Annotated in this window: 7 protein-coding genes and 1 pseudogene; 1 reads left to right on the top strand and 7 read right to left on the bottom strand. The window is 38.5% G+C overall.

The features are described 5' to 3' along the window. Positions 1-26: 26 nt before the first annotated feature. Positions 27-554: pseudogene (locus IC229_RS30220) on the top strand (DUF1572 family protein). A gap of 669 nt (positions 555-1,223) precedes the next feature. On the opposite strand, the gene IC229_RS30215 reads toward IC229_RS30220, so the two are convergent. From IC229_RS30215 to IC229_RS30185, 7 genes are all read right to left on the bottom strand, one after another. Further along, positions 1,224-2,945, bottom strand: coding sequence for a hypothetical protein (locus IC229_RS30215; RefSeq protein ID WP_190891919.1), 1,722 nt, complete (start codon positions 2,943-2,945; stop codon positions 1,224-1,226). Between the two features lie 112 nt (positions 2,946-3,057). Next, entirely contained in the window at positions 3,058-8,379 is a 5,322-nt protein-coding gene (locus IC229_RS30210) for an FtsK/SpoIIIE domain-containing protein (RefSeq protein WP_223834281.1), read from the bottom strand. 12 nt (positions 8,380-8,391) lie between these two features. Continuing rightward, positions 8,392-9,798, bottom strand: coding sequence for a hypothetical protein (locus tag IC229_RS30205; protein ID WP_190891917.1), 1,407 nt, complete (start codon positions 9,796-9,798; stop codon positions 8,392-8,394). Between the two features lie 175 nt (positions 9,799-9,973). Beyond that, entirely contained in the window at positions 9,974-11,875 is a 1,902-nt protein-coding gene (locus IC229_RS30200; protein WP_190891915.1) for a hypothetical protein, read from the bottom strand. 21 nt (positions 11,876-11,896) lie between these two features. Then, positions 11,897-12,706 (bottom strand): phosphoadenosine phosphosulfate reductase family protein, encoded by an 810-nt coding sequence (locus IC229_RS30195; RefSeq protein WP_190891913.1) that lies wholly within the window; start codon positions 12,704-12,706, stop codon positions 11,897-11,899. After that, positions 12,690-14,669 carry a hypothetical protein gene (locus IC229_RS30190; protein WP_190891911.1) on the bottom strand — a complete coding sequence of 660 codons (1,980 nt, stop codon included), beginning with the start codon at positions 14,667-14,669 and terminating at the stop codon, positions 12,690-12,692. The genes IC229_RS30195 and IC229_RS30190 overlap by 17 nt, the downstream gene beginning before the upstream one ends. Next, positions 14,670-17,048 carry a sensor histidine kinase gene (locus IC229_RS30185; RefSeq protein WP_190891909.1) on the bottom strand — a complete coding sequence of 793 codons (2,379 nt, stop codon included), beginning with the start codon at positions 17,046-17,048 and terminating at the stop codon, positions 14,670-14,672. Positions 17,049-17,070: the final 22 nt, after the last annotated feature.

Genomic DNA, 17,070 nt, shown 5'->3' with positions numbered 1-17,070 from the left:
ATCTTGCTACTAATCTAACTTACCTGATGCAAAGCGATTATTTACAAAGTGCGATTCGCCAGTTTGAGTATTATAAATTGCTAGGCGAAAAAACATTGGCTCAACTTCCTGATGATGCACTTTTCTGGCAATCCAACGCTGAAAGCAACAGCGCTGTCATCTTGGTGAAACACCTTTGGGGGAATATGCTGAGTCGTTGGACGGATTTTCTTTCGACCGACGGGTAAAAATGCTGGCGTGATCGAGAGGGCGAGTTTAGTAATGATATTCAGACTCGAGACGAATTGCTACAGAAATGGGATGAAGGTTGGCACGCGCTTTTAGAGACCCTCCAATCGCTAAGGGAAGAAGACTTGACCAAAACCATCTATATTCGTAATCAAGGACATTCGGTGCTGGAAGCCATTAACCGGCAGTTAGCCCATTATACTTATCACATTGGCCAACTGGTATTTCTGGGGAAAATGCTGGCCCAAAACTGGACGTCACTCTCCATACCAAAAGGCGAATCCATGCAGTATAATTCACAGAAATTTGCCCAGCCAAGACATTAAGAGGATTTTAGGGTGGCGTTTCTCCATCAGCTCTTCTCCGTTTCTAAAAGGGAATAGAAACACTGGTTCCTGCCTAAGCAGCTCTGGAATAAGTTCGGCAAGCACAAAGTCATAATCCTCAGTTGGATGTCCCACCTCTGTTTACAGCGTACCTCGTCAGTTACCAGTAGACCGGTGAGGCTAAAAAAGTGAAAAAGGGTTGTCGTTTCTCTACAGGCAATTAGATATATGACTATTATGTTGTCTAATCAAAATTGTAACATTTTCGGTATCAGCAGATAAGAAAATGTTACAATTTTGGTTTGATTCTTATAATAGTTATGACTTCACCTGACATTAAGAGTTCTCAATTCGTCTCGTTTTTAGAGGGTTTTCCTGAACGATTTTATTAATGACCCGTCCTGGAAAGTGTTGACCGTTTATTGGTTATCCATTTTTTTATTGACCAGTAATTTAACCCCTATTTTTATCATCCGCCATAGTGACCACCTGCTTCTGGGGATAATAATTTTTCCATCTCCTCTTTAGCTTTTTTTCCCCGTTGTACGCCTGGTCCGGGACCAGCATATCACAGCTCATGTGTGGCCGTTTATAGTTATGACCCGTTCTGAATTGTGTTGACCGTTTGTTATTTATTCAGATTTATTATTTATACCCTATTTTAAAAATCTATAATTCCCCTATTTGCATTTTGCTTATTTCCATAATACGGTTTCCAGCATGAGTTGCAATATCGCTATATTTAGCACGGAATTTATTTCTGAAATAGTGATTGAAGGACTGTAACCTCTCTAAAGGTTCAATTTCATTTTTATCAATTTCAATAAAATACTCTTCTATTGTAGCGCAAAACAGGTCAATGTTATTTTCAATAATCGGTTTATAAAAAATAAATAAGTCAAAATTTATTAGTATAACAGGTCTGATCGTTTGATTTAATGCTAAACCATTTGCCAGCAACTCATCCTTAAACCAAGATATAAGCAGTCTATTTAAACCAGGAACCTCAAATAATCTTTCGTATACCACAATTACTGTATAAATTTTTAGATCTTTGGTATCGTAATCGCTATCAAATTGAAATGTTTTATCAAGTACACGATTAAGATTTAAGACTAACTGTTTGACTGCTTTCGGTTTAATATTACCATTAGCTTTGGTATCAAAGTACAATTTACTTTTTAGAGCATCCGATATTATACCATAATCGCTTGACATCTTTACAGTTGATTCAATCTGAATATCTTTGCTTTCAAAAAGTACAATATTATTATTATTTCTAATATATAAATCAGGTTCTGCTGTTACACCAGTTGCTTTGATTTCAGAGCCAGTTTTTAAAATTGTTGTATTTCTAAAAATAGATTGTATTTCATTATAAAATAAATAATTTTCTGAAAAATTTTGACATATAAAACTATTTAATTCTGGTATTTTTTTATCATTCTCCAAAGTTAGATTTAATGATCTTAGATTAAACATTAAACTTTTATATAATTTTTCAATGAGGAATAAGTTATAGATTATAGTATACTTACCTTCATCTTCTTTAAACAAAGGTGAATTTCTTATTAAACGAAAATCAACGTCTGCAATTGGATTTTTATCTTGCAGCATATAATTTTCAAGAAACCGTTTATTTTCCTCATAATCTTCGTTAACTGGTACTTCAATCGATGTTATAGTTTTATCCCCTTTAGAAAGTTCGAAAAGAATAACTGGCAGGTATTTAATTAAAAATTTCTTCCATGAATCACACTCTAGGTTCTCTAAAAATTTATTGCATAAATATGACAGCTTTAGACTCGTACTTGAGAAATCAATGAAATGGCTCAATTTTGCGAATTGAGCTAATAAAATTTCTCTAATATCGTAGTTTAAGGTATCCCAATATCCCAAACTTCGACAAATTGACATCGCAGTAACTTTACTAAATCCTGATAAATTATTTGTTGTATGGATCGCAGTCTCATCAGCTTCGTTTACGATTTTTTGATTAATAAGCAGATAGCCTTTAAATAAGTCGAGTTCAAGTTGTGCTTCTGCTTTTAAATCAACTTCTTCTGTAATGTGATCAAATACATATTCAAAGAAGGATAAGCTTCCTTGTGTAGTTATTATATGAATTTTAGTTTCAATATTTTTTTCAATTTCCAATATTAAATTATATAAACGATTTCGCTCCTTAGAATTATGGTTACCAAACCATCGTCCTAAAACTTCTTCATTATCGGTCTTACCATTATTAGCTTCTATCGTATTAAAATAAATTAGAAGAGCACCAACTTTTAATAAGGTTTTTCGACTAATTCCTGAAAAATACGTTTCTATTGGCCTAACTTCTTCTTCACCAAATACTTGAGAAAATCCTAGAATTACGGTGTTCGGCATTGGAATTAGCTACGTTTAATTAAAATCTCACTTTTCTTTTATTATAATTCAGATATTATTCCATCCAATTAACTTGGAATAAATATAGTACTTTTCTATTTTAATTTGAGCTTCAATGCTCTTCTTGGATTACACCTAAAAAATCATTCAAAAATTGTTCACTTACGAAAGGAACTTGCCCAAACAATAAAGTTGACTCTCCTTCTAGCTTAGCCAATAAATGGCCCTTTCCTAGTAACCGTTCGGCACCTTTTTCACCTAGTGCTATTTCTGAAGTTCCTTCAGAATCTACACGTAAAATTAATCGATTACCGAGGTTAGCCCTTAATTGCATCGGCATTACGTTCGCATCGGGCCGTTGAGCTGCAAAGACTAGATAGATTCCTGCTGCACGAGCTTTAACGCCCAATCGAGCAACTATTGAAGTTACTTGTTGCTTATAGTCTTCAATCATCATCCATTCGGCAAACTCATCATGTATTACCCAAATTGTTGGTAGTCGATCTCCTTCAGGTACTTTTTGGTTGTAAGCAGCTAAATTGGATGTACGTGTTTCCCTAAACCGACGGTAACGATCATTCATCTCATCCACTAACTGTTTTAATATGTCTAGTGCTTGATCCTGATCGTCCACGATGCCATGAGTCAAATGTGGCAATCCTTCTAATGCAAAATAATCAACGCCTAATTTAGGATCAACTAATATTATTTTCGCCTGAGACGGTCGATTGGTTGCGGCAATTGACAGGATTATGTTTTGCATCAATACTGATTTGCCACTTCCAGTTGAGCCTGCAATAAGTGTGTGTGGTGCGTTTTTCTGGGGAGATAGAAACATTATTTCTCCATTGTCTTCCCGAATGGCAATTGCCAGCTCTTGATTAGAACCCTCTTTTATAGTCCACCGGGACCAAATTTCTTCAATGGCAACTAATTTACGTTCTGGTCGTTCAATCGATAAAACAACTAATCCTGGTTGAGGCTGTACAGAAATAACCGATAAACCATATGTTGTTTTAAACTCGGTAATCTTTCGAATGACTTGATCAACTGTAAGATTGGCACTTCCTTGAAAACGTAATAATGCAGCATTTGGGGTCAATGAACTGGAAACTAACTTTGCCTGAAGATTAAACCCTTGTAGTGCAGCTTTACAACGTACTTCGACTGTCTTTAGCCATGCTAGATCTGTTGAGGAGTCATAATATTGCTTAACTTCAAGTAAATTATTTAGCGCCGGGTAAGCCCAATTGCGAATTAATGCCGTATTTACAACATTCTCCTCCTTAATATCTGTATCATTTTTTAAAGTATTTATGGCTTCTTGAGTTGCCGTAACTTCTGTTGAATTTATAATAGAAGGTTTTGACTTAGTACTATTTGTTGAAGTTTGAGTAGCGCTAATTATTTGTTTTGGCTCCTTAACTATTTTTCCCGATATAGGAGTCTTATACTCAACTTCTTGCCAATCTGGAAAATCTAGATTCGTCAACCGTAAAGGTAATGGACTTAAATTTTGCTGATATAAAAGAATAAGCTCCTTCAGCTGCTCTGTATCAAATATTTCTTGATAGGCATTCTCTAAACCATTTAGTTTAATTGCTTCAGAACAAGAAGGTGATTCCAATGGTCCAGACACAAATACATGTGAGTAACCTCGAATCCATATAGCACATTTTCCTGCTCGTATAGCCTGCCGCCAATCGGTCAATGCCAATGGTGCGTTGGCCGGAAATAAAACACCATCAAGTAGTAAATCTGATAAACGGCTAAGCCACAATTCTCTGTCAAAACGTGCTGGCGTACCGAAAATAGCATCTTCAATCCGAATTACTGTATCGCGAAGTTGTTTAGCTGAATTTTTCTTGCCTCCAATTAAGCTTGCGTAGTCAATGTATTTTGATTCAGATACTAAAACCATGAGCGTAAAGTTGCCATCCTCGTCTTGTGAGGGACTTAACGCTAGAATATCGGCGATTTGCTCTTCTTTTTGGCCCAACCATTCTGAATAATCATCTAGGAAGTACCATCCAATATTTCGATCTAATCCCACCTCGTGACGAATGAGGTATCGACTTAATACAACGCCAATTAGCTCACTAGCATTACGACCACGCTTTGCGGCCCTTAATACAATATCGCCTGAAACGTCATTAGCTTCATCAATAAAGCGTTGTGCTAGTTCGCGCTCAAGATTACTGGTTAACCCTAAATTTAGTGATCGAAGACGGCTTCGCACCATAGATAACAATAGGCCTAATGGAGCTTTTGAAGAAATAACTAGATTTCGACCTTGTGTTGCAAGCTGTTTATACCGGATAACTCTGACATTTTGATTTAATAATTGCCTACGATCTAACAATTCATCGTAGTTAACTACCCAATTACCTAAGTTGTGCGTTTCATCGAAAATTTGGCGCATTTTACCGTCTTGGAAATCTAATTGGCGAGCTGGAAGCAGCCGCTTTTCTGTATTTCCATCCCAGTCGCCTTCAATAAAGGTGGTCATGGCAGTAAGATAATTCCAGCCAGAAATCGTTTGTACTGGACAACATAAATACACCACAGATTTCATGTCATCACTTGCTCCAGGACGCCTGCGCGAATAGCGTGCTGGTAACAAATCTTCTGCCGGAAGTACATAAGCCTTCTCGGAAAACCACCGAACTTTAGCATGTCGCGATATGACATCCTGCGAAAAAACGATATCGTTTGGGCAACCGTCTTGGGGATTTGGTGGAACTGCTTGTTCAATAGAAATACTAATTCGAAGACGGGCCATAAAATCTCTAGTAGATTCAGAGGCATTGTATGCATCAACATCAGTATCTGCCGACTCGACAATTCGTTGGTATAGCTGACTTAATTTAGGCGTAGTCTGATGCATTAGCACAACTTGACAACAGACCTCTTCCTCCTCTTCGTAAAGTGAGCCTAGTTTATCAACTACAGTCTGGGGTAACCTTGCCGAATCACAGTTATAAAGCACGACCGATAAATTCGCACTTTCATGGGGATGTAAGGCTAAATATCGCTTTACTAAATCAGACACGCAGTTAGCCGCATCTGTTGGATTTTCACTGGTCTCCTCGGAATTATTTTCATTTACCCGGGGTAGTTCATGTAAGGTATAATCACCACACTTGTCAGTATACGTAAGTAATTCAGGGCGTGTTTCTCGCCAACTAAGGGCCACTTCGGGGTAAAAAGGATGCTCTAAATCTTCTGACAACTCTCTAAAATAAAGGCGTCCCGTATCCCCAAATCTGACTTCTTCAGCCGTAAGGAATCGATCGATCAGTCGTCCAACGTATTGTGCCTTTACGGCTATTGCCATTAATCGTAATGGATGCCAGGGCGCGATTATTTCCGCAGATGGTTCTCCAGCTACTGTAACAGAGCCAATTTGCAATAGTGGCCTCAATAATTTTTCACGACTGTAATCACCTTTTGCTTCTTGACAGATCAATGCAATTAAGTCAGACCAAAGCGTGGCCTGATGGATTAAGTTAGCATCCGATAGACCTAGCTCTTGAAATCCTTGAACCGCCTGGGAGTATGTTTTTTTAAACCGAGCCCAATATTGCTCAATAGCATCACAAACTTGAGTCGACAACAACCCCTGCTGGCGTGCATTTTGTAGATTTTTTTCCCAGTGTAACGCCAGATCACGTTCGGCTTTATACGTTGGTACTAATGAGCCACGGCTTTTCCCAAACACAGGTACTAGGGTTCGAACATCATTTAAATTAATGATTTGTTGACGCCCCTTGGCACTGGTAGGTTCACGAGTAGCCGAGCAGAAAACGAACGGTTTGCTACTCAATCGAGTCCAGTCATTTTTAAATTCAGCAATTATCTGATTCGGGTTGTATTTCCAAATAAGCTGGGCAGGGTATTCTTCAGACCGGCCATCTGGATAGTCTACAAACAGTTTTAAGGAAAATTTTACCTGTAATGCGGATTTTGCGACAGAGCGATTAGGAGTGTATTTATCTTTTTTACGTGTTCGCCATTCCTCTACCACTTTCGCATAATCGAACAATTTACCTACATGCCAACTTACTTTATGACCGCATATTTTATCGACTCCTTTGTAACGGGCTGCAAAATAATTACCAGCGTCAGTGTTTATTTTCTCTAGATCGCTATTTGAGCGCCAATCAGTATGTATCTCTAGCCGCCTATTAGCGATATCCTCATTACGGGCGAAAAGACGTTCCAAGCTCAGAGCTAATCCAGCTAAAAAATCATCTGATTCCAATGGTGTACCGAAAATAAATCGATCCCATATTGATTTAAGCTTGCCATTTTCCTTTAGCTCATTTCGATGATTTTCGTAAAATTCTCGCCCTTCCCCGTCTGGTTTAGTTGAAGGTTTTTTTGATAGGCGGGCCAGGAAATCGACTTCATCTTCACTTAGGAGCTCTTCCGGCTCCTTGTCCGTATAAAATTGACTGGTTAACGTACCTAGGTTGACCTTTTCACGTTTTAGCCCATCAAACAGTGGCTCAATTGAGTCCCACTCCAACTGAGCCAGTGCACTTGTTTCAGCATGCCAGCCTGTTGGAGAGTCTATAAATGCAAGTACAATTGGATGATATAGATCTGGTATACTTTCTTTTACCCGCTCAAATGCTTTAAGTAAGTCCTCTTTACTTAATTGTGATTGACTTGGGGTATACTTACGAAGATAAGGAGTTCGCTTTCGATACGCTTCTTCAAATCTGTTCCGCCACTGGGATGGTTGTGTTCGTTTTTTCTCTGGTATGTCATCAAAATAAGTCGTGCTTCGTGGTATTTGTAAGGTTGGCAATGCCGCTCCCAATGCTTGTAACATTGGTAAACCTTCGATATCAACTAACTCTTTAACGGAAACAACATAGTTTGAAAAACGCTCTAATGTTACAAAACTTAGGACACTTAATCCTTCTAATGCCTTCTCCCAAATGATTCGATCAAGGTCAGAGAGTAAAAAATTTTCTGAAGCTATGCGTACCCACAAATTTGTCATAGACATAATCTGCGTCGAGTTAATCTGTGTTAACAGATTAAGGGATTGCGCTTCATCATCGCCAGTGTTTGCTAAGAGTAGTATTGGTTTATCGCAGCTTGCATTTCGCCAATAAGTCGTTCTTTCATCGGTTAAAATATCCGGCGGTAAATTAAATCGGATAGCAACGCCTTGTAGAAAATTACGAGGTAACTTAATAGAGATACGACCTGAAATAATTGGATCAGATGCTATAGCTTTTGCAATGGCAGCAACTGGTTCTGCTTGCAGTTGGTCAAGTATATACCGATCAGTTTGTTTACTCTCTTCTGAATTAGCTAATCGCTCATAAAGATAAAGGGCTACAACACGGCCAGTAAATAGAAGGGATGTGGAAACGACAGCCGTTGGATTAGACGGAAGTAAAGTAGTAGGGTTCATTTTACGCTGTCGTCAAATAAGTGGATTGATAACATAGGCACACCCATCTGAAAGTCGACGGAGCATCCCTAGGCTGCTTAGTCGCTGTTCCAATCGGGTCGTATTTAAATCAAATGGCCTTTTATCAAAACTGTCTGATTCAACTACTTGGATTGCTTCTCTTTCGCCAAAAACTAGCCCGTAACGATCAAACAAAAGCGCTAAAAATTCGCGAAATTCCATTCGGGTGGGGACATTGGCTAATAAGAGTGTTTTTAATAGGCTGTCAGTAGGAGCATACCTAAATCGTGTTGTTCCCCGGCGTGATATGAATCCAATGTCCCGGCCAATCTCTCTATGTACATTGCCTTCATGCTGCTTATGCCGTTGCTGTACTTGCTCTTTTAAATCAGCTAACAAGGCTTCGGGGGTAGAAGCGCTATCTTCCCCATCCCACCACACAGTTTCCATCAAATACTGCTTACATCGTGCATGTGCATCAGCTGTGGAAGGAGATTCAAGTAAAATTTCCTGCCAGTCTGTGGATTGCTCAATTCGATTGATGTACGAGTCGATTGCTTTACTTGGAAGCGTTGCATTCTCTTGGTAATTCAATATGGAAAGTTCACGTACTAAGGTCTTACGAGGTGCTACAACTTCACAGATAAAGTAAGTTCGTTTGTCTGTTTGATTCCACTCAGCAGCTATTTTTAGCTGATAAAGCATGATATAGTAAGCACCTAATGTAACTAAATGACTAATGACATCATATCCGGGAAGCTCTAGATTAAATAGGGTTAGCCAATCCCTTCCCAACTCATCATAAATAGGGTGTTTAATATAGGGTAAATAGCTTTTCCCCCTTGTTGACAGATTATCCGTCACGTCATCATGCTGTAGTAAACCTAATAGTGAGTTCCATATGTTATGACCTTCTAGCAGGTTCTTAAGCTTAGGAGTTAGATCAGTAGCGAAAGCACTTCGTGAAAGCATCAAATACAACAATTCACCCGTACGAGTGAAATTGATATAATCCCGAGAAAAGCTCTCTTTTGAATCTAAATCTTCATAAATAGCATTAGCTCCAAAAGGAAAGATAAAGCGTGAGGTCCATCGTTTATTTGATTGACTTTCAACCGCCGACTCGCGCAACATTGCCACTAAATCGGCAAAATCGTGGAACGTATTAAAACGTTGGCGCAAGCTTTCGACCATAGTAGGCTCGATTCCTTGGCCCTGGCTTCTCATACGCTCGATCCAAAGACTCCAAGCTGCGGAAGAATCTTTATTCGCTTCAGAAATTTGACCGATTTGGTCATTATTCCACAGAATATTTCTTAGTAAAATTCGCTTCTGTGGCTTAAAGGTAATAGGATAATAATTTCCGCTCGGGTTAAACGGATTCAAGAGTTGACCAGACCGATTCGTGGCCTCTGCCATACTTAGAAATTCAAGGAAAAGTAGCCACGGAGGCTGGGGATATATTCGATGCCCCCAAATTTGTTCATCAATCCAGAAAGAATTCTGTTTGTGATCACTTTGGGGTGGAGAGGGGACTATATTGGCTACTTGTTCAGGTGTGGGTGCGTTTAGGAACATAATTAACTAGAGGTTTTCAATCAGGCATAGTAAAGTTGATTTCTCTTGGAATTGGATTGCCATTGTCGTCTAAAACCATTCGCTGAAAAACATGCTGCTCTTCCTCTACTGACCCATCCTCTTGACGTCTCAACGTAAGCCTTTTCAATAATTTGCTTTTAAACGACATAACATCCTCATAACACTCTTTTGAAAAAGAGCTCGGTAAAGCCCCTTCCGCTACTCGAGATAAGAATTCATAACGAACTAAGTTTAACGTCAAGGACTCCAGGTGGTTATTGGATAAAGAGACGTTAAGAATTGGTCGATTATTATACCAATCAACTTTCACAGATTGCCCATTTTTAGGTCGCACTGAAATATTATCTTCGAATACCCGGCACACTCTTGCGCCTGATGCATGCAAACTACTACCTAGAAACAACTCTCGATCACTATTCACTAGCATACCGACAAAAACCCGGTTAATACCCCGTACTAACCTCCCTACAATATCACGTTCTACCGGTACTTTCTTAGTTTTCAACGGTTTAATTACTTTCTCTAAATATTCACCTGCATAGCTAAAAACTGTCAAATGCCAGAGTTTTAATTCTAAAACTTCTTCTTCTGCTATTTTAAAGAACAAGGCTCTTCGCTGACTAGCAAGCATCGGAAGAAATCCCTTACTGCGATCATCATCATCAACACCTTCTATGTAAATGCTTTGTTCCCTTAGATAAGCTTCACTGGCCCCGTATATTGGGTCATTCGCCAAGTATTTAGTAAAATATGGAGTTAACGTTTCGTCAGTATTTCCATATATCAGCAGGTTATCTATTCGATTAGACGTTTCTTCGCCAATCCGAAAACGACTTAATGCAGAAAAAACCCCAATACTATCTCTGCGCGAGTCAGTTAGATTGATACCAAAAATATTGTCGTAAATACTAGCCTGAGGTACCAGTCGATCATGGATAATAGTTCGAACATCTGTCGGTAGCATTAAGCGATCCGTTACTTTAGGGTGACCCAAAATAGCATTCGCTAGTAAGGCTAAAATCTCTCGAATCGGAATGTGTATATCATTATAATCACATAACTCGAAAAGTTTGCGAAGTCTAGACTGAAGTAACGAATCCTGTAACCGTTTATAGTTTATGTAAATAGGAGAATACTCGTTATACTCTATTCGAGTATCATTTCCTTCATTAAAGCAAAGTTGCCAACCAGGGTGAGACAAAAAAGCAGTTATACAGCTATCGAATAAAACGGCTGAAGAACTACGGGACAAATTAAAAAACGATAGCTGAACACCATCACTCTGTTGGCGATCTTCGACAAGTAAATCTTCGAACAAAAGCCGTGTCTTTTGAATAGCTAAATTCTCCGGCAAACGTTTCCACGTTTCAATTAATTGACCATCGTTGCCTGCAATAAGAAAGTATTCTGTAGGATTTTGGCTATGTATTGATTCGCTAAAACGGGTCAACAAGTCTACTTTTTCTGGCTCCCATTCGCTTCCTTGTGACGGTACCCAGGCGCTTAAATCCCGGATGACATGCAACATTAATCCATTAGGTAATTGGTGTCTAATATAAGGGGCACTGGAATCGCTGAGTGCAGGGTCACCGCCTAAACCTTGCCATACTCGATGGCATAGATTCGTCTTCCCGTCACCGGCGTGACCAGTAAGCACGACTGACCTTACTTCTTCAGTTAAATTAAAGCAGCTAAGCACATCTGTTAGTAACGGATGCTGAAACCGAATTGGCATTACTCCAGCTCGCCTGGAAGCCTTATTTATATGTTCTTCAAAAGCAGAATCATTCCTAGGAATAGGACCGTATTGGCGGACAAACTTTATCCAGCTCTCAGCCGTTGCGGATGGGTCGAGAGTCTGTTCTGTGACAACTGAAGCGAAGATGGACAATTGCAAACTAGTTATGAAATGGCGGATTTACAGTTGACATATTAAACAGCCTTCACGTTCTTCATAAACGTCGTCAGCTCCACCAAGCACTTGAATAAGAGGCTTGTTTGGTGCTTTTCTTCGAGCTCGTTCACGAGCGACTTCATGTTCACGCTTGATTTGCTCTACTCGTTCAGGTCGTTCCAACTCGGCTAAAGATTCATCACCGCACCAATAGAAAGTAGTTTCAGCTTTTTTGCCCGGTTTTTCATAAGCTTTCGCTTCTTCATAGAGGTGGGGATGTGCTTCTTTCAAGGCGACCCATTCTCTTTTTTGTTGATAAAAGCAAAAGAAGCAGCCTGACCTGGTGCGACCCCATTTTGTATAAGAAGGCATCCCTAATCCTGATTCTTCTAAAATACGTTCGATATCGGCTTTTACTAAGCCATCCTCGCGGAATGGATATACTGGGGTTATATTGGGTTTGTGACTAATGTAGCCATCTCGTTTTTCATCTGCCCGCAAGCCCACATAGTTATAGCAAGGTTGCTCGCCGATGAAACGCTCAAAAGGCTTTAGTTTCATCATTCGGGTACACCAACGACGATGGTTGGATGGGATCATCCCTCCATAGACCTTAAGTAATTGATCAAACCCGACAAAGTCACCATTTTCCTCAGTCGTTTTATGTATTGGCTTGCCAAGGACAGATTCTAGTCGAGACAGATAATCAATCGTTTCAGGCAATTCTTTACCTGTGTCATGAAATATATATTCCATTTCAGGTACACGGTCTCGCATGTAAATGGCAAGAGCTGCGCTGTCTTTGCCCCCCGATAAGCTAAGAATGTGTCTCATCTAATTCTACTTTATTTTGCTTTTCAGCGTTAGGAATGGACTCTTCCAGAGGAGCACTTTTTGTTGTAAGCACGTTAATAAGTAGTGGAGTACTTAAGGCCCCAGGTTTCCAGTTTGGTTTTATTTCAATAGCTGGGTCTTTTTGAATGCTTTCCTTAAATGATTGATTAGAAAAAAACCATTTATCATATCTATTAATTAAGGCTTCAACAAGTCCAATATCTTTACTTGGATCAGTCGTTGCTTGACCATTTGTCTTTAATTCTTTCAAAACGCTATAATAATCTTTAAGAGCATCAAGTAACTCATATGCAAAACGCAACGTTAATCCCACTTTACTTACATCTTTATTTTTTTCTCTGAGCGAAACCCTGAAAACACCATTTTCTGAAGAAGAAATTAGTTTTGGTGATTTATTAGAAGTGTAATCTCTTGCCCAGAGCTCTACCTTTACAACTTGCATTAAGGGTGGCGGTGCATTGAGCCCAACTCGTGTCAAAGTAGAGGCTATTTGTTGTTGTATATTTAAGGCGAAGGGAAGCTTTAGCCGATGTTTACGATCTAATTCTTCTGTTTGTATCCATTCAGTAAAAGAACCGTATGGTTTGGAAAATAGGCGTTTTGAATCCCAAATTATTTTATAAGGTTTACTATTAAGCAAAAATAATTCAGTTGTAATTGTACTAGAAGGTTGATGCCCCATTTCTAATGAGGCTAATTTACCTGGGAGTAACAAAATACTTTGATCAGCCGCCACTGTTCGTTCTAAATCACATTGTGGATTGATTACCAGCCAAACTTGATCTTTTTGTATATTTGAAAATATATCTCCTAAATGTAAAAAGTACTTTGGAGTTTCTCCAGCAATATGTGTAATTAAGGGGTTGGGAGCTAATTCACCAATATGCTCTTCATAGAGTGCACTCGCATACAAATTTGATACATGCATAGATGGCATTTCGGGTAATAACCACCCTGTCTCCATTCGCATAGAATCTAAATTTATCTGACTGCTTCTTAATTGTTCATGAGAAAACAATAAACTTCCCCACCTTGATCCATAAAGCCAATTCATATAGTCACCCAGAGGGTGCTCTTCTTCATTTAAGCGTGATTGCTGTATAAAGGCGTAATCCTGGATTGTTAAAGCTTTTATTTCCTTATTGAAATTGTCAGCGGCATTAATAGCGGCATTAGATAATGCTTGGACATACTGCTGTACTTGGTTTATGTATTCTAATAAGGCAATAACAGCACTAATTTTCAATTTAGCAGTAATACTGTTAGTCAGATTTGATTTTGGTTCAAACTGAAATGCAGCCTCTGTCAAATCAGCCTTTTCACGAAATTCTCGTTTCCGTTGTTCTACATTTGCATGAGAGGACATTAACACCGTAACAGGTTTAATGTTATTTACTAATTGAGAATCAATTTTTTTTGCTATTTCAATTGCGCGTTCTTCACCCATTAGATCGCCATGTACTGATAGGTAAAAATCTATAAAAACAAGGTTATAACTCTTATCTTGAAATTCCGTTAAAGACTCTTCGAAGTTTATTGATCCATACCTAGATACGGATATATTACAAGCTACAATATTTGCACAAACTGCATTTAACTGATGTTTTTTATCCGCTCTAGTTACGAACAACTTTGTCAATAAATGCTCAGACAATGCCCCATCATCATTTGTCTGGTCCCAAAGCTGATTAATATAATCAATATAAACTTCATCCTCTTCAGTGACTTCATCTAAATCAGGGCATGAAAGGGGCAATCCTTCTAATTGAAGTTTTAGGCTTGAGTTATATTTCTCTTCAATAAATTGTAGAAATGCTTTGACTAGATCAATGGGAATTTCACCTGGCTGAATTTTGTCAAATATATCATCAATGACTGCGGCAGTAAATTGAGGTTTTTCGGATGGATTCTCCGTAACAGCTGAATCAGAAACAGGCACCATTTATTTTACGCCTTCTAGGTTTAGAATGAATGTATGTAATACAGACTGACTCACATCAACAACTTCACTGAGATTTAATGAAGCTCCATGATATTTTGCAATTTCTCGAGAGATAAATAATCCTAATCCTTTTCCTTGACCAGGTGGTTTTGTGGTAACAAAAGGAAGAAATATGTCTTCTTTCCACGCGACCGGAATTCCAGGACCATTATCAGTAAAATAAATGCACTTGCTTACTTTATCTAAATACACCTTAATCAGTGAAATGCGGCTAGGTTGACTGACTTTTTCTTGTTCAAGCCAGTATACTGAGTTCGCAATTAGATTTTCCAATATTTGAACAAACATACCTTTCACAGCTTTGATCGACCAATCTAATGAAGTTGGCTCAAGATGGAACTGTATGTTATGTCGCTCAAATTGCACTTGATGCGAAAGAAATATATCACTTACTAGTTGATAAATATTGAAGGTTTCTTTTGACTGTCGACCAGAGGGGCTTAATGGATCCAAAATTTTCAACCTACTTTGTAGCGTTTTGAGTTGACTACCTAATAAATTCAACAACTTACGTGTTGATTCAGTTAGTACCTCATCCTGAACACTATCTAATGTTGATAATGTATGTTCTGCCGAACGATTTATCTCATGGGCAATGATATCGACCATTAGACCTAGTCCTGCTAAATGAAGTGTTACTTCCATTCGCTGCTCGACTGACTCCTTCTCAGATCTTACATCATCTAAAAGCCTTTTGTTAAGTGATAATGTCTCTTTTATAGCATTTATGGATGGCTCATTCTGGCCGATCTGCGGAAACTTGGTAAGTAAAATTTCCAAATTATCATGTAATTTTTGTTCATTACGTTCTAATCTAGCTTCTAATTCTTCCAAATTTAGTGGCGTATTCGTTAACCGCTCATCCTCGGCTGCATCTAAAAGCGTTCTAAATTGGTCCCATAGCACATATTGAAGTAATTGAATCAAAGCCCCTTTTTCTGGACAATCCCGTAAACCTTCCCGATTAGTTTGATCAATTAAGCTTGGGTTTTTCTGAGAAGAAATGTCCACTTTCCCAATTACTTGCCTTCTGTTAACTTTGTAACCACCTGCCCCAAAGGCTATGGGGTCAAGTTGTAACCAGTCATCTTCTAAACTACCGTAGGGAAAAACGCGAAAGCCGTCTCGATAAACCATTAGGCCTCCTGCCCAAGCTTTAATCAAGTCACGAACCTGTTTTATTTTACCAATACCTTCAATCTCTTTTACAATTCGATTATTAAACCAGTAAAATTTATATGAAAATGAACCTAAATTAACTAGGGTGTCTAGAGTTGTTTTATTCACTAGTGTTCCAGCTAGACGCGAATCACGCTTTCCAGAACGTCTAATCTCTAAGGGCTTAATTACTGAAGCTAAATGTGTCCCTTCTAGAGAAAATGTCTTCTTTTTCTGATACAAATCATAGTCGATTGATCCAGATAGAATAGGAACTCCATTTGTGACTGTAAGTTGTCCTTCTACGTAAGCGTGATAGTTTTCAAAAAGTAATTTGGTAAGTGTTGGAATAATGATTGGTTCTGTATTAAACCAGAGTTTAATGAACGAACGGTGAAGTTTTTGAAAAGGATCAATAAACTTACTTAGTTGTTCATTCGCTATTGTTTGAAGTACATCTGCTGTCCAATCCGTATTCAATTTATAAATGTAAATGCGAGAGCCTGAACTGTTCGGATCTTCCTTTTGAGTTCCTTGATTTGGCGCAACTTCGATTGTTTCTAATAAATCGTCAGAATTGTGCGAAAATATAGACCAATCGATGTTAAGTTCATTGTTCGTTAATTCACCACTCTTCGTCGTGACTATTTTAAGGCCATCTCCAAGCCGCATTACAGAAAGTCGTCCAATTCCCTTTTCTCCTAAAATCGGACGACTATTGACCGTCGCTATCTGACGCTGTTTCTGGCGAGATCTTGTACCAATTGTCAAATAAATAGAATCTAATTCTTCTAATGACATTCCCTCGCCTTTATCGCTGAAAAGAATATAGTTAGCTCGTTCAACCTTTTTAAGTAAGTTTTCGACTGAGTTGGCATCTCTGATATATGCTTTATAATCATCTGCTTTATAAGCATCGTGTATTACAGTTTGCAAGATTCGATTTTTTAACCCTTCTAATGCATCTTGATTTGCATTGCGAAGTTGTTTCATGAAATCCTCATACTTTTCTTTACTTAACCGCTTAACTACCCGAACTACAACCGTTGCTGACTGAGCATCAAATGCATTCTTAATTAACTCATAAAATGCAACAGCATCCGAGCTAATTAATTCAGAACCTAATTGAAGTAGGGTACGAGCTGTTACTTTAAATGCCATATCAAATAGTTAACATCTTAAT

The organism is Spirosoma profusum (genome assembly GCF_014699005.1).
Lineage (GTDB): Bacteria > Bacteroidota > Bacteroidia > Cytophagales > Spirosomataceae > Spirosoma > Spirosoma profusum.
Note: the sequence above shows the minus strand (reverse complement) of the source record. Positions and strands in the feature narration are given on the sequence as shown.